This is a genomic window from Anaerotaenia torta, from assembly GCF_050433395.1.
GTDB classification, from domain to species: Bacteria; Bacillota; Clostridia; order Lachnospirales; family Lachnospiraceae; genus Mobilitalea; species Mobilitalea torta.
On sequence record NZ_JBNPXH010000018.1, the window covers coordinates 15,723 to 35,882 of the forward strand.

The window sequence follows — 20,160 nt, forward strand, 5'->3', positions numbered from 1 at the left end:
AGGAGGAGAATGTGATGAAAAAAGTAAGAGGGCGTATGGTATGGATTATCCTGATGCTCACAATGAGTGTCCTGCTGCTGGCAGGATGCAGCAAGGTTGCGAAGAAAGCCGGCGTAACCTATGACAATGAAGAATCCATGTCCTGGGAGGAGCTGATTAAGCTGGATCAGCAGAATCCCATCACCATCCAGATTATGGTTGCGGACATGAAGGATCCTTCCCCCAGCGACAGCGCCGTACTGGCTGAGATCGCAAAGGCCACCGGTACCACGGTGAATATTCAGGGGATCGAATCCGACCAGCTGCAGATGCTGATGGCATCCCGGGAATATCCGGATGTACTGGTAATCAAGAGAGACAGCACCTTCTATGACTACCTGGACACCGGGGATATGATTGATCTGGCACCGCTGCTTCAGACCTACGCACCTGCGGTTTATGAGATGAACTCCGGCTTGATTGATCTTTTCAAGGAAGAGGACGGAAGGCTTCTCTATCTTACGGAAAATGCGGATCTTCTGCGGGAGGGAGAAATCCATCCGGAGGATGCGACGAATCCCAACCGTGCCCAGGAGGAATTCCCCTGGCACAGCTGCCTGTATGTACAATATCCCCTGGTCAATGAAATATACGGTAAGGAAATAAAAACCTTCGATGCCTACCGTGAGGCGCTGGACGCGTTCCGCGCACAGTATTCTCCGGAAGACGGCTTCTATGCCATCTCCATGGATAAGGACAGCGCCGGAGATATCCTGTGGGCCGGTTTGTCCATGTATGGATATAAGTGTAATTATAAGGGCGGACTTTATGTTACAAAGGACGGTGAGAATTATACCTATGGCCTGAAAGCGGAGGACTCGCTGGAATGGCTTCTTTACCTCAATGAGCTATACCGGGAGGGATATATCTTTGAGGATGCCACCGTACAAAGCTACGACCAATTTGTCAGGCAGATGAATAAAGCAAGAATCTTTTCCTTTATCGGAAATTATTATCCCATCTATGAGGTTAATAAAGCGCTGGGAGCCAATGAAAAGACCAATAAAATCAGCTACATCCCCCAGCAGCTCCGTGCGGAGGGCGTGAAACAGATCTATCAATACAATTCCGCCTATACCGGCTCCAAAGCCTTTATGATCATGAAAAGCTCCCCCTATGCCAACCGGATCGCAAGATTGCTGGAGTATCTGTATTCTGACGAGGGCCTGGTTTTACATGGATGGGGAATCCAGAACGAGGACTACATTATAAACGAAGACGGACTTCGGGATATTTCCCCTGAAATCGACGAAAAGATGTCCGCCAGCCCGGATTATAACAAGCTCCGGGGTATCCGTTCCCTGTACTCAGTTATTAACTTCCCCACCTTTACCCGCGACGGGCAGTCGGCCTTCTCCCGCTATGCTCCCTACTATTCTTCCGATGAAGGAACCGATGCCAGGGATGCTCTCATAAAAAAGGATCCGGTTTATAACTGGCATGAGGATTGGAAGGGTACCTTCTGGGAAGATTTCTCGGAAGTGGATATCATCATGGAAGCGGAAACGGATGCCGCAATTGCCAGCGCAAAATGCGCCTCGATCATCAAGGACCAGATCAATCTGATTATTATGGCAGATTCAGCGGAAAAATGCGAGGCTTTATATCATGAAACCGTGGCCAAGGTCAATGCCTATGGTATTGAAGCCTGGGAAGATCAGATTAACCGCCAGATCCATGAAAAACGCTGAGATGGTTACTGAAATAATTTCGCAATGCAGGAGGTTGCAAGTGAAAAAACATATCATTATGGCTGTTGTCTTATTCTGTTTCACAGGCATATTAATCGGATGTGCAAAGGAAAAAGCGGAGGAGGGAGATAAGAAGGTGGATTTGACGGTATCAGCGGCGCCGGAGCCAACTGCGGATCAGAAGCAAAAAGAAACAGAGGATGCATTTACCCAGTTGTTCCCGGACCGGGAGAGCGGAAGAATTCCCAAGGGGCCAAAGTTTCAGGAGCTGGCCAAGACGCTGACCGGAGACATCAAGGGACGGCTGACGGAGATCACATACACCTACCGGAGCACAAAGCTGTCCATGGAAACCCTGGTCGGCAACCGGGAGAATGTGCAGGAAAAGCATCCGGCGGATAACAGCGTATTCCGGCTCCTCTACGGGGATAGTGAATATTACAACTATGTCTTATATCTTCCGGAGGGATATGACCCCCAGGATTCCGAAACAAAATGGCCGGTAATTTACTTCTTCCACGGCATCGGGGAAAAGGGCGAGGACTTAACAAAGCTTTTAAGCTACGGTGTGCCAAAGTATATCAAGGAAACAGGGCGCCTTGACGCGATTATGATCGCGCCCCAATGCCCGGCAGCTTCCCATTGGGCCGATACCGATGTGGAGGAGCCGAAGCTAGAGGCCTTTGTATGGGAGAATGCCGAAAAGTATCATATTGATACGGACCGGATGTACCTGACCGGATTATCCATGGGCGGCAGATGCACCTGGAAACAGGCTCTGGCAATGCCGGATGCCTTCGCGGCGGCAGCTGTTGTCTGCGGAAGAACCAATACCTATGATTTTTCGGGAATACTCGACATGCCTATATGGATGTTCCACGGTGCAGCGGATGATACGGTCTCCTTTGATAATGTCAACCGGATTGTGGAGGAGCTGTACCGCCAGGAGCATGAATACTTTAAGCTGACCGTATATCCCTATCTGTCCCATGACTCCTGGACAACGGCTTATGCCAGACCGGATTTATATGAATGGCTCCTGGCTCAGAATCTGCAGAACAGAAAACAGGCGGAATAAACAGAAAAAGAAAGGAATTACTATGATAACTCGAAGCGAATTAACAGGCAATAGAGAACTTCTGGAGAATAAGGTTTTAGGCGGACTGGCCGGTGTGGCAATCGGGGACTCCTTCGGCGATGCCGGAAGAAAACCGGAGAATAATCTGGACTACGGCATGATGGCTGATTTCAGCAAGGGAAAGTCCTGGAGTACCGATGATACGGAATTCGCCTTATTTACGGCAAAGATGCTGATTGATCATAAGGGAGATCCCTCCTCGGAGGATTTTGAAGAGGGATGGAAAAGATATATTCTTACCCAGGATGAATTCCCCAGGGGCGGAGCCAGTGAGCGGGAGGCCGCCAACAATCTGAAAAAAGGCCTGCATGCACCCCATACCGGACTGTATAGCGCATATGCCATGAGTGACGGTGCCGCAATGCGTATCCCTCCGGTGGGCATCCTCTGCGCCGGAGATATTGAGAGGGCGGCAGCGCTTGCCAAAACAGATGCCGAGGTCAGTCACAGCCACGAAGGTGTCTGGGCAGCCCAGGCCGTGGCGGCAGCCGTAGCAGCGGCCATGGTGGATGCAACGGACGAGGAAATCATCGGGATTGCCTTAAGGTATGTTCCGGAAGGAACCTGGCTCCGGCATAATTTTGAATTAATGCTGAAGATCCTGGAGGATGGTGGGTATGACTTTTTCAAATGCTGGATGCCCCTTCATGATGAGCTGCGCTGCGAGTACAAAGCCGCGGTTGCAGAAACCGTGGTGCAGGCCTTCGGTGTCTTTTTACTGGCGAAGGGAGATTTCCGTTACGGTATGTTCTTAGGAGGCAACTTCGGACGGGATGCGGATACCTTAACGGCCATTGTCGGCGCCCTGCTGGGTGCAAGAGGAGGCGCCGCTTCCATTCCCGAGGGATGGATCGATAAGACAGGCCATCCCACCGGAACCTGCCTGCATTTTACAAAGGATCTGACCATCCGGGGAGTGGCACAGCAACTAAGTGATTTGATCAGATAAAGGATTGGTAGACAAAATGGTAGATAATTTTCTTGATAAGCTATATGCCGGTTTTCTTGGAATGAATGCCGGAATACGGCTGGGTGCGCCGGTGGAGCCGGTACCCTGGGATTTTGACAGAATAGCCGCTGTCTATGGGGAAATTACCGGTTATTTAAAGCAATATAAAAACTTTGCGGCAGACGACGATGTGAACGGGCCGGTTTATTTTCTCCGGGGCCTGACGGATCACGGCGTGAAGAAGGAGCTGACAGCGGAGCAGCTGGGGAATGCATGGCTGAATTACACCAGAAACGGTATCGGCATGTTCTGGTGGGGCGGCTACGGGGTCAGCACGGAGCATACGGCATATCAAAATCTGAAGAACGGCATCCGGGCCCCGGAATCGGGAAGCATCAGGCAGAACGGCCTGATAACCGCGGAGCAGATCGGCGGCCAGATTTTCATCGATACCTGGGGCTTCATCTGGCCGGGGAATCCAAAGAAGGCGGCGGAATATGCCGTGAAGGCCGCCAGTGTATCCCATGACGGCAACGGCCTGTATGGGGCGGCATTTATCGCGGCCTGCATCGCAGAGGCCTTTGTCTCGGATCGCATTGAGGATATCCTGGAGGCGGGACTGAAGCAGATTCCCCCGGACAGCACCTATGCGGGAGTGGTCAAGGCAACCCGTGCATTTCACCGGGAGCACCCGGAGCACTGGCAGGACTGCATGAGATATCTCATGGAGAACTGGGGTTACGACAAATACGGTGGAGTGTGCCATATCATCCCCAATGCCGGGGTATGTGTCCTGGCTCTGCTGTACGGACAGGGGGATTTTAACAGAACCATAGAGATCGCCTCCATGTGCGGATGGGATACGGACTGCAACGCCGGCAACGTGGGCAGCATAGCCGGGGTACTGTGCGGACTGAAGGGAATCAAAAAGGCTTACCGGGAGCCCATCAATGACGTGATTATCACCTCGGGTATCTCAGGATATCTGAACATCATGGATGTTCCCACCTATGTTAAGGATCTGGCGGATATTGCATACCGGCTTCGGGATGAGGAGCTTCCGAAGGAGATCGAAAGGCCGGAGGACGGAGATATTCTCTTCGATTTTGAACTGCCCGGGGCCACCCATGGCATCCGGTTATCCAATGAAATCCGGTTTATGAAGCGCCACAGCACGGAACGGGCATTCCGGGGACAGGGCAGCCTGGAGCTCCTCATCGACCGGATTCTGCCGGAGGATCAATGCCGGGTTTACTACAAGCCCTTCTACCGCAGAGAAGATTTTGATGATGAAAGATATAAGCCTGTGTTCTCTCCCACGGTATACAGCGGACAGAAGGTTTCCATGGAGCTGTATCCGGAGCTTTGGCTGGAAGGTCCCATAGAGGTAATCCCCTATATAAGAACCGCTATGAAGGATGAAATCCTTGAGCTGAAAGAAACACTGCTGATAAAAGACACCTGGAACCGGATTGAATTTGAGATACCGGATACAAAGGGGGATCAGACCGCAGAAGTGGGATTTCGGATACAGACGCCAAAGGAGACGAAAAGCCGTGTGTTCGGGCGCATTTTCCTGGATGATCTTACAATCCGGGGAGACGCCGATTATTCCATCGATATGGCATTGCAGGCCCGTGAATTCGCCCAGGTAACACCCTTTTCCCTCAACCAGTGTGAGGCTGGGCTGAAGGAGGGGCGGCTTCTGATCACTTCAGACCAGGAATGCCAGGCCTTTACCGGTAATTATTATGCCAAGGATATTACGGTTGAAGCGGATATCCTTCCTCTGGAGGGTGCGAAAAAGGGCTTGCTCCTGCGGGGAATGGGTGCAGAATGCGGTTACCTTCTGGGCTTTGGACAGCAGGGGGAAGCAGTGATCAGCCGCCTGCATCATGAACGGACTATACTTGCTAAAACAGATTATGACTGGCAGCCCGGAACATCCTATCAATTGAAGGCCTGTGCAGAAGGAAATAAGCTTACATTGAGTATTAACGGTGAGGCTATCTTAAGTGCGCAGGACGAGTCCTTTCCTTACGGCATGACAGGCTTCTACCAGGAGGAAGCGGGAAGCTTCCTAACCGGCGGGATGCGGATCCGAACCGTTACAGGCAAGGGAAGCCAAAGAATTAGAGACTGAAAATCATTGATTAGGTTATTCAGATATCTTTGATGCCCTGATCAATTATGAAAGGAAGGAGCATATATTATGAAAAAAATTAGATTTATAGCAGTACTGGGCATGTTATTAACAACGGTATTCCTGTTAGCCGCATGTACAAAGAAGACGGAGACAACGGATCCCGGTCAGTCAGAGCCCAGCGCAACCAGCACGCCGGTTCCGGAGCCTACAAAGGAGCCCCAAGACACTCCCTCCCAGGATAATACCTTCGCGGAAGCAACCGCAATTGACCTGGGTACTTATCTGGCGGATGCCTCTCTCTGGGAGGATGACGGAGGCGATTATTCCATCAAAGACGGTGCCTTGATTTTTAACAATGCATATTACGGAGATTTTGCCGCGGTACGGCTCACGGAAAAGGTTCAGAATGTAACGGCGAAGTTCACCTTGCAGCTTACGGACATTGCCAAGGATCTTACAGAAGAAGCAGGAACCTGGTGGGATTCTGAATTCCTGTGTCTGCTTCGTTCCAACCTGGCAGGCTCCGCCTTCGTAGAAGGAATTGACGGGCAGGCAGGTTACTGCATCACCTCCTGGGGTGATATGAGCAAATTTGCCCTGGGACGTTCCGGATATGATGATTTCCTCGGGACCTATGACTGGCCTCTGGCCGACGGGAAACCTCATCAGATTGAATTTACCGCAGTAAACAATGCAGACAATACCCAGGTTCAGCTGACGGTTGTGGTTGACGGAGTAAGTATCGTTTCCGTTGTAGATGATGGAACACAGATAAAAAAGGAAAGACCGAATTTATATCCGGAAGCAGGCGGAATTACCTTACGCGCCAAATACTTAGGAGCAGTGGTCAGCGGATTTGATTCAAAGGGAGTAGAAATTGGCAGTGCACAGTCCTCTACGGCTCCTGAGAATAAGGAAATCACCGTTACCGATTATCTGGCGGACGCCTCCAAATGGGAGGATGACGGCGGTGCTTATACCCTTACGGCAAGCGGACTGGATTTTGGTTCCGCAGAGTCCGGTAAGGCGGCTGCGGTAAGATTAACCGAGGAAGCAAAGAACGGCACCATTAAATTCAATCTTCAGTTTACTGATTTTGCAAAGGTATCCATGGAGGAAGGCACCTGGTGGGATTCCGAATTCCTGTGCCTGTTCCGCTCCAGCCTGGCAGACAAAGGCTTTACCGATGGTCAAACCGGCTATTCCCTTATCTCCTGGGGTGATATGAGCACCTTCTTCCTTGGACGTTCCGGATATGACGATGCATTCGGAGAGTTCAGCTGGCCCATGGCCGACGGCAAGCCCCATGATTTTGAGGTTACCCTGCAGAATAATGAGGAGGATACCCAGGTTACAATCCAGGTTAAAATTGACGGAAAAGAAGTGGCTTCCGTTGTGGACGACGGCAGCCTGGTCAAGGAAGGCAGAACTCCTTTATTCCCCAACGCAGGAGGCGTTACCTTCCGCAGCTCCTATGTCGGTGCTATCGTAAAATAACAGGCCTACATAAAAAGAACCTGATAATTGAAACATGCGCCCGCCGGGCGCACTGTTCACAACAGGCCCCTCTCCCGAAAGAAAGAAGGGCCTGTTGTTTATCTATAAATAATTGCTTCTTGTTACCGCTCAGCCTGCCCTAACGCTTTCACGGGTTCCTTCGGAAGGCGGACTGTGAATTTGGACCCTTCCATCACCCTGCTCTCTAACTCCACGGAGCCTCCGTAATAATTAACAATATGCTTCACAATAGAAAGTCCCAGACCGGTTCCTCCTACTTTCTTACTGCGGCCCTTATCCACCCGGTAAAAGCGCTCAAAAATTCTCTGCCTTGCATCCTCCGGTATCCCTACTCCGGTATCCTCAACCGTGATGATAATGTCCTTCTGCTCCGAGGATACGGTGATCCACACCTTCCCCATGGGCTTATTGTATTTGATGGCATTCACCATGAGGTTATTCAGCAATTCCCGCATCTGCTGCATATTGGCATAGATCATCAGCGGGCGGCAGTTGCTCTCGATGCTGACCTGGTATTCCCTGGCCAGCGGCTCCAGAGAAGCGCACACCTCCTTTACAAGCGGTGCCAGGCGTACATCGGATAAGGTAACCTCCGCCTCCTTTGTCTCAAGCCTTGATATCATCAGAATATCATTAATCAGATTGGTCATATTGGAGGTTTCTTTTTTTATTCTGATAAGAAAATCCCTCTTGCTGTTCTCATCCGTTACCAGATTATTCTCCAGCAGCTCCAGGTATCCCCGGATCGAGGTCAGAGGTGTCTTTAATTCATGGGATGCATTGGAGAAAAACTCCTGGCGCACCATACGTTCAAATTCAATCCGGTCCATGGATTCCTTTACGGCCTGGGACATCTTCATGGTCGTATCCGCAATTACATTCATTTCTTCGTAGTCGTATTTTTTAAAATGAAATTCCGGCTTTTCCTGGGATAGCTTATTCAGTTCTCCTGCGATTTCCTTCAAGGGTCTTGTGACAGAATCAGCAAACCGGTTGGCAACCACCACAGAGAGCAGCAGGGTAATGCCGATGCTGATAAGAATGGCAGGGATCAGAAGGCCGGTATACTGCTCCGCCCCGGAAAAGGGGACCGCCATACGGACGATATAATCCCCGTTATACGAAATACTGGCGACATACAGCATGGATATATCCAACGTCTCAGATCTGCGCCTGGAATATCCGATCCCGGAGGCCAGCGCTTCCGCCACCTCCTCCCGGTCACTGTGGTTCTCCATCTCGGCGCTGTCAGACACCTCGCTGTCCGCCACCACCCTGCCCTGGAGGTCAATCACGGTAAAGCGTGTCATTTCATTGCCCTTAACCAGCTTCAGCTCATCCACCTGGGTCTTTAGATTCTCATCATATTCCAGACCATGATCCATAATTCTCACGGTATAAAGCATATTTTCCTCTGTTCTGGCTATGATAATCCAGCTTATGGCCACACCAAAAATACTGCCGCACAGAACCAGCGCCAGTGATACAATCATAATAAACCTCTGGAAAATTGCTTTCTTCATACTATCCTCGCCAATTACTATATTTCTGCGGCTGCATCCTGTTTTCCCTGTGCTCAATCCTTAGCTTTCGAAAACCGGTAGCCCACACTCCTTACCGTTTTGATATGCTCCGTTCCGATGGAACCCAGCTTCTGCCTTAAGGTCCTGATATGGATGTCCAGGGTTCTGGATTCCCCGTCATATTCATAGCCCCAGATCTGATTCAGCAGCTCATCCCTGCTCACTACCCGTACATCGTGCTCAATCAGGTACATCAGCAGCTCATACTCCTTATAGGTCAGCTCAACAGGCACTCCATGATTGGTTACCTCCCTGGTCTGAGGATTGATCTTAAGGGAATCCACCACAATAATATCACTCACATCCTCGTTTCTGGATCTGCGCAGAAGGGATCGGATTCGAGCCGCCAGCTCCAGAACCCCAAATGGCTTGGTTATATAATCATCTGCCCCTACATCCAGGCCCATCACCTTATCCAACTCCTTATCCTTTGCCGTAAGACAGATCACCGGGACATTCTTAAGCTGGATATCCTGTCTCAGCATACGGATTGCCGCCAATCCATCCATACCCGGCAGCATCAGATCAAATATTGCCAGATCCGGGGGGTCCTCCTTCATCTCCAATAAGGCCGGCTCAGCCGCCTCATAGGCTTTGATCTTGTAGCCAAACCCCTCCAGCGCTATTTTAAGAAGCTCTCTAATATTCTCATCGTCCTCAATTACATAGATTTTTTCCATACGGATAACCATGCCTCCTTCAAAGCCGGAAGAATTTATGCACAGCACAAATTTTTTACCAGCTCTTTCTACAAAATTCTAATATTATTCACCGATCCCGTCTCATGAAATTCCGTCCATTCACAGATGTTCACCGCATGATCCCCAATTCGTTCAAAATACTTTGCGATCATTAAAATATCAACACACTGGTCCACATGCTCCGAGGTGGTACGAAGAAGCATGGCTACCTCTTCCTTTACCTTGTCAAATAAATCATCTACCACGTCATCTCTTTTCATAATCTCTCTGGCCTCCGTCACATTTACACTGGTAAAGGCCGCTACCGCATCGTGTACCATCTTCTTGGATACCTTGCCCATCTCAGGTATATGCTTTACCAGATCATAAACCGGTTCCCGCCTCTCCCGGATAATTAACTCCGCGATATCCGCCGCATGATCTCCAATTCTCTCCATATCCGTTACTACCTTCAGTGCGGTGGTAACAATGCGAAGATCCCTGGCAACCGGCTGCTGCTTCAGGATTAAGGAGAGGCATCTTGCCTCAATGGTCTTTTCTATATCATTTACATTTCTGTCTTCCTGTATGATTTCCTTTGCCAAGTCCTCATTCTGGGTCTCAAAAGCAATTAAAGTCTTTTCTATCGCATTTTCAATGAGCTGGCCCATTTCAATCAGGTTTTCCTTTAATACCTGGAGCTCATGCTCAAAACTAAGTCTGGCTGTCATAGGAATTGCCCCCTTTTTATTCTATATTTTTTCCTTTATTATATTAAATCCCGTTCCTCCTGTCAATTTCTCCTCATCAGCCGAATCTTCCGGTGATATAATCCTCTGTCCTCTTGTCTGCCGGTCTGGTAAACAGGGTATCCGTAGGAGCCATCTCAATGACCTCCCCTACCAGGAAGAACGCGGTATAATCCGAGATTCTTGCCGCCTGCTGCATATTATGGGTAACAATTGCAACTGTATACTTTTCCTTCAGCTCGGACATCAGATCCTCAATCTTCAGGGTTGAGATGGGATCCAGTGCCGAAGTGGGCTCATCCATGAGGATGACCTCCGGCTCTACGGCAAGGGCGCGCGCGATACAAAGCCTCTGCTGCTGTCCTCCCGACAGACCCAGGGCGGATTTCCTCAGGCGGTCCTTGACCTCCTCATACAGGGCCGCTCCCTTCAGGCTCTCCTCCACGATCTGATCCAGCTTCGCCTTGGACTTGACGCCATGAATTCTGGGTCCGTAAGCCACATTATCATAGATGGACATGGGAAAGGGGTTGGGCTGCTGGAATACCATGCCGATTTTCTTGCGCAGCAGAGTGGTGTCCACTCTGGGATCATAGATATTCTCCCCGTCCAGGGTAACCAACCCTTCAATTCTGACACCGTCGATCAGGTCATTCATCCGGTTCAGTGTCTTTAGAAAGGTGGATTTACCGCATCCGGAAGGTCCGATAAAAGCGGTAATCGCCTTTTCCTTTATCTTCATATCCACGCCCTTAAGGGCGTGGTTTGTTCCATAATACAGATTGAGCTTCTCTGTACTGATTTTATCTTTTAACATATCTTCTCCATTCCTCCCCACCTTTAACGATTTACATTAAAACGGTTTGATAAATACTTTGTAAGCATATTAATGCCGAATACAATAACTAATAACACCAATGCAATGCCAAAGGCTTCCTTATACTGTGCCTTTTCCATACTCAGATAAAGCTGTATGGTCAGGGTGCCTCCGGGCTGGAGAACCTTTTGGAACAGTCCTTCCCCGTATTCCCCCAGCTTTGGCAGAAGATAGCCGCTGCCGGCGGTGAACAGCAGGGCAGCCGACTCACCCACAATTCTTCCGATGGAAAGAATGACACCGGTAATAATTCCAGGCATGGCAGAGGGAAGAAGAATGGTCCGGATCATATACCATTTGGTTGCACCGATGCCCAGCGCTCCGCTGCGATAGCTGGAGGGTACTGTCTTCAACGCTTCCTGTGTATTTCTTGTAATCAGGGGCAGTACCATCAGGGACAGGGTCAAGGCTCCGGTCAGTATGGAATAGCCCAGCTTCAGGGTGGTGCCGAAGAACACATAGCCGAAGAGGCCGAATATAATCGAGGGAATTCCCGACAGAGTCTCCGTGGTAAATTCAATCAAGCCTACCAGCTTTCCCGGCTTGGCATATTCATTCAGGTAGATAGCCGCCCCGACACCGAAAGGAACTGCGATCAGCAGGGTGAGAACAATTACATACAAGGTATTTACAATATTTCCGGCAATTCCAAAAGTTCCTCGGATGGCGCTGGGCACGGAGGTGAGAAAAGCCAGATCAATGGAGGATATTCCGCGGCAGGCAACATAACCTACGATTCCGGCCAGCAACAGGATGGAAATGGATGCACAGACGTAAATAATCACGTAAGCGATCAAATCCAGGGGACGGCGCCTCTTTTCAAATATACTCTCAGCTGTCGGCATTCTTCTTCCCTCCCTTCATCACCTTGTTCAATACCAGGTTAATAATCATAATAAAGGTAAACAGTACTAACCCAATGGTAAATAACACTCTCTTATGGATATCTGCCGCATAGGACATTTCACTGACCACCGCGGTGGTTAAGAAACGCACCGAATTAAAAGGCAGCGGAAGGTTCGCACCATTTCCGGCAACCAGGCTGATGGCCATGGCTTCTCCGATTGCCCTTCCAACTCCCAGCACGATGGCGGTAACCACTCCCGACCTTGCTGCCGGCAGCAATACCTTGAAGATGGTCTGGATACGGGTTGCCCCCAATGCCAGGGACGCCTGCTTATAATGCCCCGGCACCGCCTTCAGGGCCGATTCACTGATGTTAATTACCGTAGGCAATATCATAATGGCAAGCACCAATACCGCGGAGATCAAATTCGAGCCCCCGGTAAACTGGTGACTCGGATCATCCCGGTAAATGGCCATTTCCAGTTTATACACAAGGGGATTCAAAAGCAGGATTCCAAGTAAGCCGTACACTACGGAGGGAATTCCTGCAAGGAGTTCCACTGCAGGCTTCACAATGCCTGCCAGTCTCTTCGGGGCGGTTTCCGCAAGGAATACCGCGGTCATAACACCAATAGGAACACCAATAAGGATTGCCAGTGAGGTTCCTACAATCGAAGTAAGAATGACATACAGAATCCCGTAGCTCGGCTCCGATGCCGTTGGCGCCCATGTGGAACGAAATAGGATATCGATCAGCCCGACTTCAAAAATGGCCGGAGTTCCGCTGATAATCATATATAAGGAAATTGAAAACACCGCCAGCACAGCAAAAAAAGCGCAGATGACAAACACAATTGACGCTGCTTTTTCTACTGTATTCTTCGTATTATATCCCCCAAGAATGGAAAAGCTCTTCTCACTCATACATACCTCCGTTATACTGCCTATTGAAACAGCAAAATCACTCTGGAAAACAACATGTTTTATGCTGTTTTCCAAAGCGAGCTGCTTTACAGAATTCATTAATCTATGGTAATCAATCCGATACTCTTAATCAGCTCTTTCCCTTCGTCGGAATTAAGATAATCAAAGAATACCTGGACTTCCTTGCTCTGTGCGGAGATCTCTCCCTTAGTAGCCATTACAAAGGGGCGGCTGAGCAGATAGCTTCCTGCTTTGATATTCTCCTCGGTAGGCTCCACCTCGTCAATCTTCGCTGCGGCAACCGTATCATCCACGATATCAAGGGATACATATCCGATGGCTCCCGGGGTAGACGCAATCTTTGCCATAACACCGCCGGTGCTGTTAATCTCGTTAGCATATTTGCACTGCTCTTCAATCTTTAACAGTTCTTCGAAGGCTCCCCTGGTTCCGGATCCGGCCTCTCTTCCTACCACTACAATGGGCTGACTGTCTCCTCCCAGCTGGCTCCAGTTATTCACCTCTCCGGTGAAGATCTGGATCAGCTGATCCTTCGTCAGATTGGTTACCTTGTTATTCTTGTCGAGAATTATTGCAATACCATCAATTGCAACAATATTTTCTACAACGCCGGAGCTTTTTTCCGTATCCTTTAAGCTCCTGGAAGCGTTGCCGATGTTAACCGTCCCTGCCAGCACCGCCTCGATCCCTGCGGAGGAACCGATGAACTCTGCGGACACCATCACATCAGGATACTTTTCCATGAAAGCCTCGGAAGCAATCTTCGCCAGCTTCTCCATGGAGGTGGATCCGGCCATGGTAATGGTACCGCTGAGCTTCTCCTTAGCAGAGCCGCCGGGGGTATCCTTACCTGTATCTGAACTTATATCTGTCGTCTTGTCCTTGTCCGCACCCGGATCAGCAACTTTCCCATCCTTATTGGAGCAAGCAGCCAGTGTTCCTATTACTAAGAGTATCGCTAAAAATAGTATCCCTTTTTTTCTTAAATTTAACATATCCTTCACTCCTCATTCTTTCTTCTCTTTGATTTTTTCTTTGTTTTTTACAATATAAAATTATCATGATTATAAATTCTCTGATATCATGATTCTGTATAGATTTTGTAAATTTCATGTAAACCCGGCATAATAATATTATTTTCTGCCTTATTGCATTAAAAAAGCGTTACGGCAGCCGACCTGTGTCGATATACCATAACGCTTTTATTATTCCATATTAATAATGATGTATCTCATATACCGGATATTCTTTTTCAAAATGGTAGCCCAGCTTTTCCGCCAATGCCACCGAGCCCGGATTATGCGCATCCCAGCTGGGATAGAGGCCCCGTGCCAGGCACTCCAGGATCAGCCTCGCTCCGCAGACCAGGGCCAGTCCCCTGCGCCGCTGATCTTTCCTTGTATCAATTTCAATCTCAATCCCTCCATGATACCAGGAATAGGAGGATGCTCCCGAGACAATCTCGCCGTCCTTTAATATTACTACTCCTAAGCCATGCTTTTCATATGCTTCGTAATTGTCAAAGTGAGAGCATAAATCTTCCGCCCAGCTCATGGATAATATCCTTTGATACAGCTCCCTGTCAATCATCCTCAGGAAATAGCCTTGGGGCAGTCCTGCCACAATCTGCCGCAGAGCTTCTTGATTAAATACATCTGCCTCTTTTTTAATTGCATAGCGGTTTCTTCTGCCTGCTTTTTCTTTGTGTTCCTCCTCAATCAACGCTGCCCAGGCCTCATTCTGCGGTGTCATAATAATAAAATCAGACTGGTATTCTTCCGGCCGATACCGGACAACATCCCGGGAAGGCTCCCCTGCCAAAAAACAGAAATCATTTACGATAATATTGGCTGATTTCGGCTTCTCCAAATCATCCGCATAAGCATATCCCATGCAGTCCTGCAGGCAGGACCATATCATGGTCTCATGCCAGCCTTCATAAAGATGGGCAATCCTGCTCTTGTCCTTTACCAGATACATATTATCCCCTTCCGTCTACTTCATCTCTACCAGCTGAACCTCATAGCCATCCGGGTCTTGAATAAATAAGAATCTGGTATGTGGATTGGGAGCAATCGGACCGCGCAGAATAGGAATCTGCTTACTGCTCAAATAATCCATCGCCTCCTCCAATGACTTTACCGCGATACCGATGGAAATATCAGATTGCAGATGTTTCTCTGAGTTCTCCGGACTGTATAGAAGCTCTATCTTGGCCTGACCTTCCTCTCCCAGCATTGCAATCTCAACTCCGTTACCGCCGTGCCGGCTGTTGACCGGCAGCCCCAATATTTCATGATAAAACTGCATAGATTTCTCAAAGTTCCCAACATGCAGAGTAACCCAACAAAAATTCATAAATAAACGCCTCCTTAAAATTTCTTTGGGTACTATTGTATCTTGTTTGTCTTCCCTCTGTCAATAAAAACTCGGCTGTCCAACTCAAATACTGGTGAAATCAGGAATCTCTATCACTCTCCCGCCTTCCATTATAGCAAGGGCCATTCGGAAAATGGAATCCGAGCCGGAGCATTTTCATTCCATTGAAGAGCTGACCAACTATCTCCAGATATCCTCAAAAACATTAAATAAACGGTTTCACGAAGCCTTTGGCGTTTCTGCCTATCAGTATCAAATGAATCTTAAACTGAAAATGGTGTATTCCTTTCTCACACAGCATCCTGATGAGAGATTAAAAACCATAGCGCTGAATTTCGGTTTTTATGATGAATTCTATTTAAGCAAGATGTTTAAGAAAAAATACGGTATGCCCCCTTCTGTGATAAGAGGCTGACAGAGGTTCAATAGGGTATGCGTATTCCAGTCTGTGCGAGGACTTCCGTTTACAGCTATAATTTTCATTGGATAATCACCCTTACAAGTGATTTTGCAGTAAAGCAGATCGCTTTTCTATCTAGTTTATTATATAATGCAAGAAACAAGGTAACAAGTACGCACATATTTGTTCCCTAATATGTGCAATGGAGGACTTATGGAAAAAGCTTGAATTTAGTAACCTAAATGCATGACCCATGTAATCGATTCCATATATATATTGACAAGATATTCCACAGCGTCCCCATCAAAATTCTCACCAAGGATATTGGCGTCCAGCTTCATGGCATCCAGCTTCAGCAACTCGTAGTTGATTGCTATATCCAGGGTGCGCTTGATCGGGGTCTCTTGTCCCAGCAGAGCTTCCTTTATAGAATCCGGCAGCAATATTTCATTTAACACATCCGCCATATCCTTGTTCATAAGCACGTCAATAGAGGAAAACATACCCGCAAGGAAATAATCAAATTGACTGCCGCCATTGCCTGTTTTCTCTGCTATCAGCTCCATAAATTTTGCCCGTATTAAACAATTTCTGATCAACTCTCTGTTTTCAATATCCTGCCTGTCTGTCATAATCAGAAGATATACCCATTTTTTGATCTCCAAAAGCCCGATTTGAACCAGCGCCTGTCGAATACCGCGTATGTTATACTTCGATCCAAAATAGACGGAATTAGCTAATCTCAGCAGCTTATAAGTAAGTCCCAAATCGGTTTCGATTACTTCAGCAAGCTCCCGATATTCCGGATCGTCATGGTTTAATATCTCCAGGATTTTTATCAGGTTTGCATTGAGTGGGGGGATCTCCCTTTCTTTCATAACAACAGGTTTGCAGAAAAAATATCCTTGAAAATAATCATACCCTATATCACGTGCACGCTGATATTCTTCCCTTGTCTCCACCTTTTCGGCAAGAAATCGAATCCTATTTTTATATTTTCTTATGAGCCGTCGCTGCTCGTCGTAGCCTACAGCAGGAAATTCTACCTTAATGATATGGGCAACGTCCAACAGGGGAAGGTATCTTTCGTCAAAAATAAAATCGTCAAGAGCTATGATATAACCTTTTTCTCTGAGCCTTTTGCAGGCGGCAACCACATCTTCATCAATCTCAACCCGTTCCAAAACCTCAACGACAATGGATTTAGCCGGTAAAAGTGCGGGGATGTTTTGCAGCAGCATATCCTTGGGGAAGTTAATAAACGCCTTGCTTCCCCCTGTGAGTTTAGAGAGATGCATGGTCAAAAAGGCGTTGCTGATCAGTTCAAATGTCGATTGATTGTCATCCGTTCCCTCGTAAAAATTATTCATGCTTTTACGGTAAAGGAGCTCATAACCATACACATGCATATTTCTATCAAAAACAGGTTGACGCGCTACATATATATCCATGGAAACGCTCCTTTCCCGATCAAAACTGTCCTTTCCCCCGATACCGCACTTTCTTCCGCTATATTGACATCGCTACTCACTTTCGTGGCCGATCGTCTCCGTATGCCTCTTAGCAGGGCCGATTATCAACTCCCACTTTCGATGATTTTGACAAAAAGCCTTGCTATGTCGGGATCAAACTGCGTTCCCGCATTCCTTTTCATCTCCCGAATGGCTTCGTCCACAGTCATGGCTTTCCATTTCTGTCTATGACTTTTTGAATACTTTCGTGATGTGGGGAGGTGAGCGCAATGGCCCGCCTCCCCGCAAAAAACATGCCCAAAGGGAATCGCCCGAACCTTTTACAGAATCAATATTTCCCCAGATTTATACCGCTGCTCAGAGCCTTTTTCCTGAAATCCGCTCCGGGCAGCAGCATCCCGCTTTCGCCGGACGCATCATCCGCTTTGTGAGGGGAGGGCTGGTCTCCCTCCCACAGCCGGAACCGCTCAACCTCCTGGCGCAGCATGGCGGCCTGGGCAGCCATCTCCTCGCTGGTGGCGGAATTTTCCTCGGCGGTGGCCGCGTTGGTCTGCACAACAGAAGATATTTGAGAAAGGCCCTCCCTGATCTGCTCGAAAGCAACCGTTTGCTTCTGGATGGACTGCTCGATTCTTCCAAAGCTCTCCGTCACTTCAACGGCGCTGGCTCCTACATCTCTTAGGATTTGTGCGGTCTGGCCTGTGATTTCCGTCCCTTTGGCGACCGTGGCGACGGAATGCTCAATCAGCTCCGCCGTCTGCTTGGCGGCTTCGCCGGATCTTGCGGCAAGGGTACGCACCTCCTCGGCCACCACGGCAAAGCCTTTTCCGGCATTTCCGGCCCGGGCAGCTTCGATGGCGGCATTGAGTGACAAAATGTTGGTCTGGAATGCGATATCCTCAATCAACTTTGTAATATTTGCAATCTGATTTGAGGAGGATCCAATCTCGGCCATAGCCTGCGTAAGCTGTTCCATGTGCTGATTTCCAGCAGTAACGCCTTCATCGGACTTCTGTATGGATTTGGACGCGGCCGCAATCATAGCTGAGTTTCCCTGTGCCTGTTCTGCGATGTGTTCCACTGTGGCGCTCAGTTCTTCCACGGAAGCGGCCTGCTCGGTGGAGCCTGCCGCAAGAGCCTGAGCTCCGCCGGAAACCTGGTCGGAGCCAATCGCCACCTGCTCCGCTGCCGAATGGATGCTCCTCAGCGTATCGCTTAAACTGTCTCGCAGTACGAGCATGCCGTCAAAAAGGGGCCGGTAGCCATTTATGTAGTAGTGCTCCAAGTTGGATGCCACCGCAAAGTTACCGCTGGAAAATGCTCCAAGACCACCGCCAAGATCTTGTATAATGGTCTTTACAGTGGCAGACATATCGTGGGCCGCCTTTGACAAGACTCCGATTTCGTCTTGCGAATCAAGTGAAATTTTCATCTCAAAATCTCCCTTGGATAGCTTGCCCATGACCTCTACAAGCCTCGCGATGCGTCTGGACAGGCTCCGCGCCAGGTACGTGCCAATCAGTATTGCCAACAGAACGCCCACCACAATGCAGACGACCATGATGATTTCAGCGGTTATTACCACACGATCGTTCGAGACAATCAGCTTTTCCGCATACGCGTTGTTATACTCGACAAGGCCTTGAACGTCGCTGTCCACCTCCTCGCGGAGAGGCGCTATTTTGCCGTTCAAATAGGCAAGGGCCTCCGCTCTGCGCTCCGGGTTCATCGCGATTTCGTTGGTAAACTCGTCACGCTTTTGGCGGTAAGCCGTGGTATCGGATTCCAGCTCGTTGAGCAGCGCATTCTCCTCTATAATATCCGCAGCATCATAATTTTCCAGAACCCTCCAGTATCCCTCAATGCCTTCCTTCAGGTCGGCGTCAGCTCTGGACATTCCGTCGACGGCCTCCTGCTTCTCGCTCCGCGTCTCCGACGCCAGCAGCTTATAGAGGTTGGCCCGGATTCTCTGGTTAGCGGCACTGATTTTTTCAAGAGATTCCAGTGCTTCGGCCGTATCCTGAAATGCAGTCCGGTAGGACCCCTCTACCCGTTCTATGCTGATGATTCCGACACCGCCGATGATCCCTGCAATCAATGCCACAATCAAAAATCCGATGATAATTTTAAAGCCGATCCTCAAGTTCTCATACCATTTGAGCATTTCCCTAATCCTCCTATACTTTATTCAGTGGCTTTATGGCAGCTTTGCGTGCTACAAGACTGTGTTTACTTGGGTCAGTTCGTCGTCTGACAGAAGTTTTTGCGCATCCAGCAGCAGCGTGATTTTCCCTCCGGCTTTCCCGATGCTCTTCATGTAGCCATGACCGCCCTTACCTAAATCCGGGAGAGCAGCGACATCTTCTTCCTGTATGGAAAGCACCTCATCAACGCTGTCCACAACCAGGCCGATGGAGAACGCACCAGTATCAACCACAATGATGCAGGTTCTCTCGTCGTAGGGCTTCTCCGTCTTTCCGAAGCGCAGCCGGGCGTCCATAACCGGAATGACCTGTCCGCGCAGATTGGTAATTCCTTTTATATACTCCGGCATTTCGGGTACTTGTGTAACAGACGGTATACTGATGATCTCCGTGATGTACCGGATTTCCATGCCATACAAGTCGTTTTCTCCAAGGGAAAAAGTCAGGTATTTCCCTCCCATAGCATCTTCGTCCATCCCATCCAACTCGGAAAACTGAATCTGTGACATGTTTTACCCCTCTTTTCTTTTGCTTTATTTACATG

Annotated in this window: 18 protein-coding genes; 6 read left to right on the top strand and 12 right to left on the bottom strand. The window is 48.8% G+C overall.

Features of this window, described 5'->3' with window-relative positions:
* Positions 1-14: 14 nt before the first annotated feature.
* The 5 genes from HNQ56_RS22740 (at position 15) to HNQ56_RS22760 (ending at position 7,460) form a co-directional block, all read left to right on the top strand.
* The gene (locus HNQ56_RS22740; protein ID WP_429150669.1) at positions 15-1,730 is read left to right on the top strand and encodes a type 2 periplasmic-binding domain-containing protein; all 1,716 of its coding nucleotides are present in this window, start codon (positions 15-17) and stop codon (positions 1,728-1,730) included.
* Positions 1,731-1,770: 40 nt separating this feature from the next.
* Positions 1,771-2,808 (top strand): carboxylesterase family protein, encoded by a 1,038-nt coding sequence (locus HNQ56_RS22745; RefSeq protein WP_429150671.1) that lies wholly within the window; start codon positions 1,771-1,773, stop codon positions 2,806-2,808.
* A gap of 22 nt (positions 2,809-2,830) precedes the next feature.
* Positions 2,831-3,817 carry an ADP-ribosylglycohydrolase family protein gene (locus HNQ56_RS22750; RefSeq protein ID WP_429150673.1) on the top strand — a complete coding sequence of 329 codons (987 nt, stop codon included), beginning with the start codon at positions 2,831-2,833 and terminating at the stop codon, positions 3,815-3,817.
* A 4-nt stretch (positions 3,818-3,821) separates the two neighbouring features.
* Positions 3,822-5,960 carry an ADP-ribosylglycohydrolase family protein gene (locus HNQ56_RS22755; RefSeq protein WP_429150675.1) on the top strand — a complete coding sequence of 713 codons (2,139 nt, stop codon included), beginning with the start codon at positions 3,822-3,824 and terminating at the stop codon, positions 5,958-5,960.
* Between the two features lie 69 nt (positions 5,961-6,029).
* Positions 6,030-7,460 (top strand): hypothetical protein, encoded by a 1,431-nt coding sequence (locus tag HNQ56_RS22760; protein WP_429150677.1) that lies wholly within the window; start codon positions 6,030-6,032, stop codon positions 7,458-7,460.
* Between the two features lie 122 nt (positions 7,461-7,582).
* Here the strand turns inward: HNQ56_RS22760 and HNQ56_RS22765 are convergent, their stop codons facing one another.
* The 9 genes from HNQ56_RS22765 to HNQ56_RS22805 form a co-directional block, all read right to left on the bottom strand.
* Positions 7,583-9,004, bottom strand: coding sequence for a sensor histidine kinase (locus tag HNQ56_RS22765; RefSeq protein ID WP_429150679.1), 1,422 nt, complete (start codon positions 9,002-9,004; stop codon positions 7,583-7,585).
* A 53-nt stretch (positions 9,005-9,057) separates the two neighbouring features.
* Positions 9,058-9,744, bottom strand: a complete 687-nt coding sequence (locus HNQ56_RS22770) for a winged helix-turn-helix domain-containing protein (protein ID WP_429150681.1) — start codon at positions 9,742-9,744, stop codon at positions 9,058-9,060.
* 68 nt (positions 9,745-9,812) lie between these two features.
* Positions 9,813-10,475, bottom strand: a complete 663-nt coding sequence (phoU, locus tag HNQ56_RS22775) for a phosphate signaling complex protein PhoU (protein WP_429150683.1) — start codon at positions 10,473-10,475, stop codon at positions 9,813-9,815.
* 76 nt (positions 10,476-10,551) lie between these two features.
* Entirely contained in the window at positions 10,552-11,310 is a 759-nt protein-coding gene (gene pstB, locus HNQ56_RS22780; RefSeq protein ID WP_429150685.1) for a phosphate ABC transporter ATP-binding protein PstB, read from the bottom strand.
* Between the two features lie 23 nt (positions 11,311-11,333).
* Positions 11,334-12,215, bottom strand: a complete 882-nt coding sequence (pstA, locus tag HNQ56_RS22785; RefSeq protein WP_429150687.1) for a phosphate ABC transporter permease PstA — start codon at positions 12,213-12,215, stop codon at positions 11,334-11,336.
* Positions 12,202-13,140 (bottom strand): phosphate ABC transporter permease subunit PstC, encoded by a 939-nt coding sequence (pstC, locus tag HNQ56_RS22790; RefSeq protein WP_429150688.1) that lies wholly within the window; start codon positions 13,138-13,140, stop codon positions 12,202-12,204. The genes pstA and pstC overlap by 14 nt, the downstream gene beginning before the upstream one ends.
* Positions 13,141-13,238: 98 nt before the next feature.
* Positions 13,239-14,156, bottom strand: coding sequence for a phosphate ABC transporter substrate-binding protein (locus HNQ56_RS22795; protein WP_429150690.1), 918 nt, complete (start codon positions 14,154-14,156; stop codon positions 13,239-13,241).
* 220 nt (positions 14,157-14,376) lie between these two features.
* Positions 14,377-15,141, bottom strand: a complete 765-nt coding sequence (locus HNQ56_RS22800; protein ID WP_429150692.1) for a GNAT family N-acetyltransferase — start codon at positions 15,139-15,141, stop codon at positions 14,377-14,379.
* Positions 15,142-15,156: 15 nt separating this feature from the next.
* On the bottom strand, positions 15,157-15,519 hold the full coding sequence (locus tag HNQ56_RS22805; protein WP_429150694.1) for a VOC family protein: 363 nt from the start codon (positions 15,517-15,519) through the stop codon (positions 15,157-15,159).
* Between the two features lie 94 nt (positions 15,520-15,613).
* On the opposite strand from HNQ56_RS22805, the gene HNQ56_RS22810 reads away from it, so the two are divergent.
* Positions 15,614-15,955 carry a helix-turn-helix domain-containing protein gene (locus HNQ56_RS22810; RefSeq protein ID WP_429150696.1) on the top strand — a complete coding sequence of 114 codons (342 nt, stop codon included), beginning with the start codon at positions 15,614-15,616 and terminating at the stop codon, positions 15,953-15,955.
* A gap of 215 nt (positions 15,956-16,170) precedes the next feature.
* Here the strand turns inward: HNQ56_RS22810 and HNQ56_RS22815 are convergent, their stop codons facing one another.
* From HNQ56_RS22815 to HNQ56_RS22825, 3 genes are all read right to left on the bottom strand, one after another.
* On the bottom strand, positions 16,171-17,391 hold the full coding sequence (locus HNQ56_RS22815) for an EAL and HDOD domain-containing protein (RefSeq protein WP_429150699.1): 1,221 nt from the start codon (positions 17,389-17,391) through the stop codon (positions 16,171-16,173).
* Positions 17,392-17,740: 349 nt separating this feature from the next.
* Positions 17,741-19,576 (bottom strand): methyl-accepting chemotaxis protein, encoded by a 1,836-nt coding sequence (locus HNQ56_RS22820; protein ID WP_429150701.1) that lies wholly within the window; start codon positions 19,574-19,576, stop codon positions 17,741-17,743.
* A 51-nt stretch (positions 19,577-19,627) separates the two neighbouring features.
* On the bottom strand, positions 19,628-20,125 hold the full coding sequence (locus tag HNQ56_RS22825; RefSeq protein ID WP_429150703.1) for a chemotaxis protein CheW: 498 nt from the start codon (positions 20,123-20,125) through the stop codon (positions 19,628-19,630).
* Positions 20,126-20,160 lie beyond the last annotated feature (35 nt).

What these genes read in the sequence shown, in the direction of transcription:
- pstA (WP_429150687.1), bottom strand. Translation starts at nt 12,215, where the DNA reads ATGCCGACAGCTGAGAGTATATTTGAAAAGAGGCGCCGTCCCCTGGAT.
- HNQ56_RS22750 (WP_429150673.1), top strand. Translation starts at nt 2,831, where the DNA reads ATGATAACTCGAAGCGAATTAACAGGCAATAGAGAACTTCTGGAGAAT.
- HNQ56_RS22760 (WP_429150677.1), top strand. Translation starts at nt 6,030, where the DNA reads ATGAAAAAAATTAGATTTATAGCAGTACTGGGCATGTTATTAACAACG.
- HNQ56_RS22795 (WP_429150690.1), bottom strand. Translation starts at nt 14,156, where the DNA reads ATGTTAAATTTAAGAAAAAAAGGGATACTATTTTTAGCGATACTCTTA.
- HNQ56_RS22765 (WP_429150679.1), bottom strand. Translation starts at nt 9,004, where the DNA reads ATGAAGAAAGCAATTTTCCAGAGGTTTATTATGATTGTATCACTGGCG.
- HNQ56_RS22820 (WP_429150701.1), bottom strand. Translation starts at nt 19,576, where the DNA reads ATGCTCAAATGGTATGAGAACTTGAGGATCGGCTTTAAAATTATCATC.
- HNQ56_RS22825 (WP_429150703.1), bottom strand. Translation starts at nt 20,125, where the DNA reads ATGTCACAGATTCAGTTTTCCGAGTTGGATGGGATGGACGAAGATGCT.
- HNQ56_RS22815 (WP_429150699.1), bottom strand. Translation starts at nt 17,391, where the DNA reads ATGGATATATATGTAGCGCGTCAACCTGTTTTTGATAGAAATATGCAT.
- pstC (WP_429150688.1), bottom strand. Translation starts at nt 13,140, where the DNA reads ATGAGTGAGAAGAGCTTTTCCATTCTTGGGGGATATAATACGAAGAAT.
- HNQ56_RS22800 (WP_429150692.1), bottom strand. Translation starts at nt 15,141, where the DNA reads ATGTATCTGGTAAAGGACAAGAGCAGGATTGCCCATCTTTATGAAGGC.
- pstB (WP_429150685.1), bottom strand. Translation starts at nt 11,310, where the DNA reads ATGTTAAAAGATAAAATCAGTACAGAGAAGCTCAATCTGTATTATGGA.
- phoU (WP_429150683.1), bottom strand. Translation starts at nt 10,475, where the DNA reads ATGACAGCCAGACTTAGTTTTGAGCATGAGCTCCAGGTATTAAAGGAA.
- HNQ56_RS22770 (WP_429150681.1), bottom strand. Translation starts at nt 9,744, where the DNA reads ATGGAAAAAATCTATGTAATTGAGGACGATGAGAATATTAGAGAGCTT.
- HNQ56_RS22740 (WP_429150669.1), top strand. Translation starts at nt 15, where the DNA reads ATGAAAAAAGTAAGAGGGCGTATGGTATGGATTATCCTGATGCTCACA.
- HNQ56_RS22805 (WP_429150694.1), bottom strand. Translation starts at nt 15,519, where the DNA reads ATGAATTTTTGTTGGGTTACTCTGCATGTTGGGAACTTTGAGAAATCT.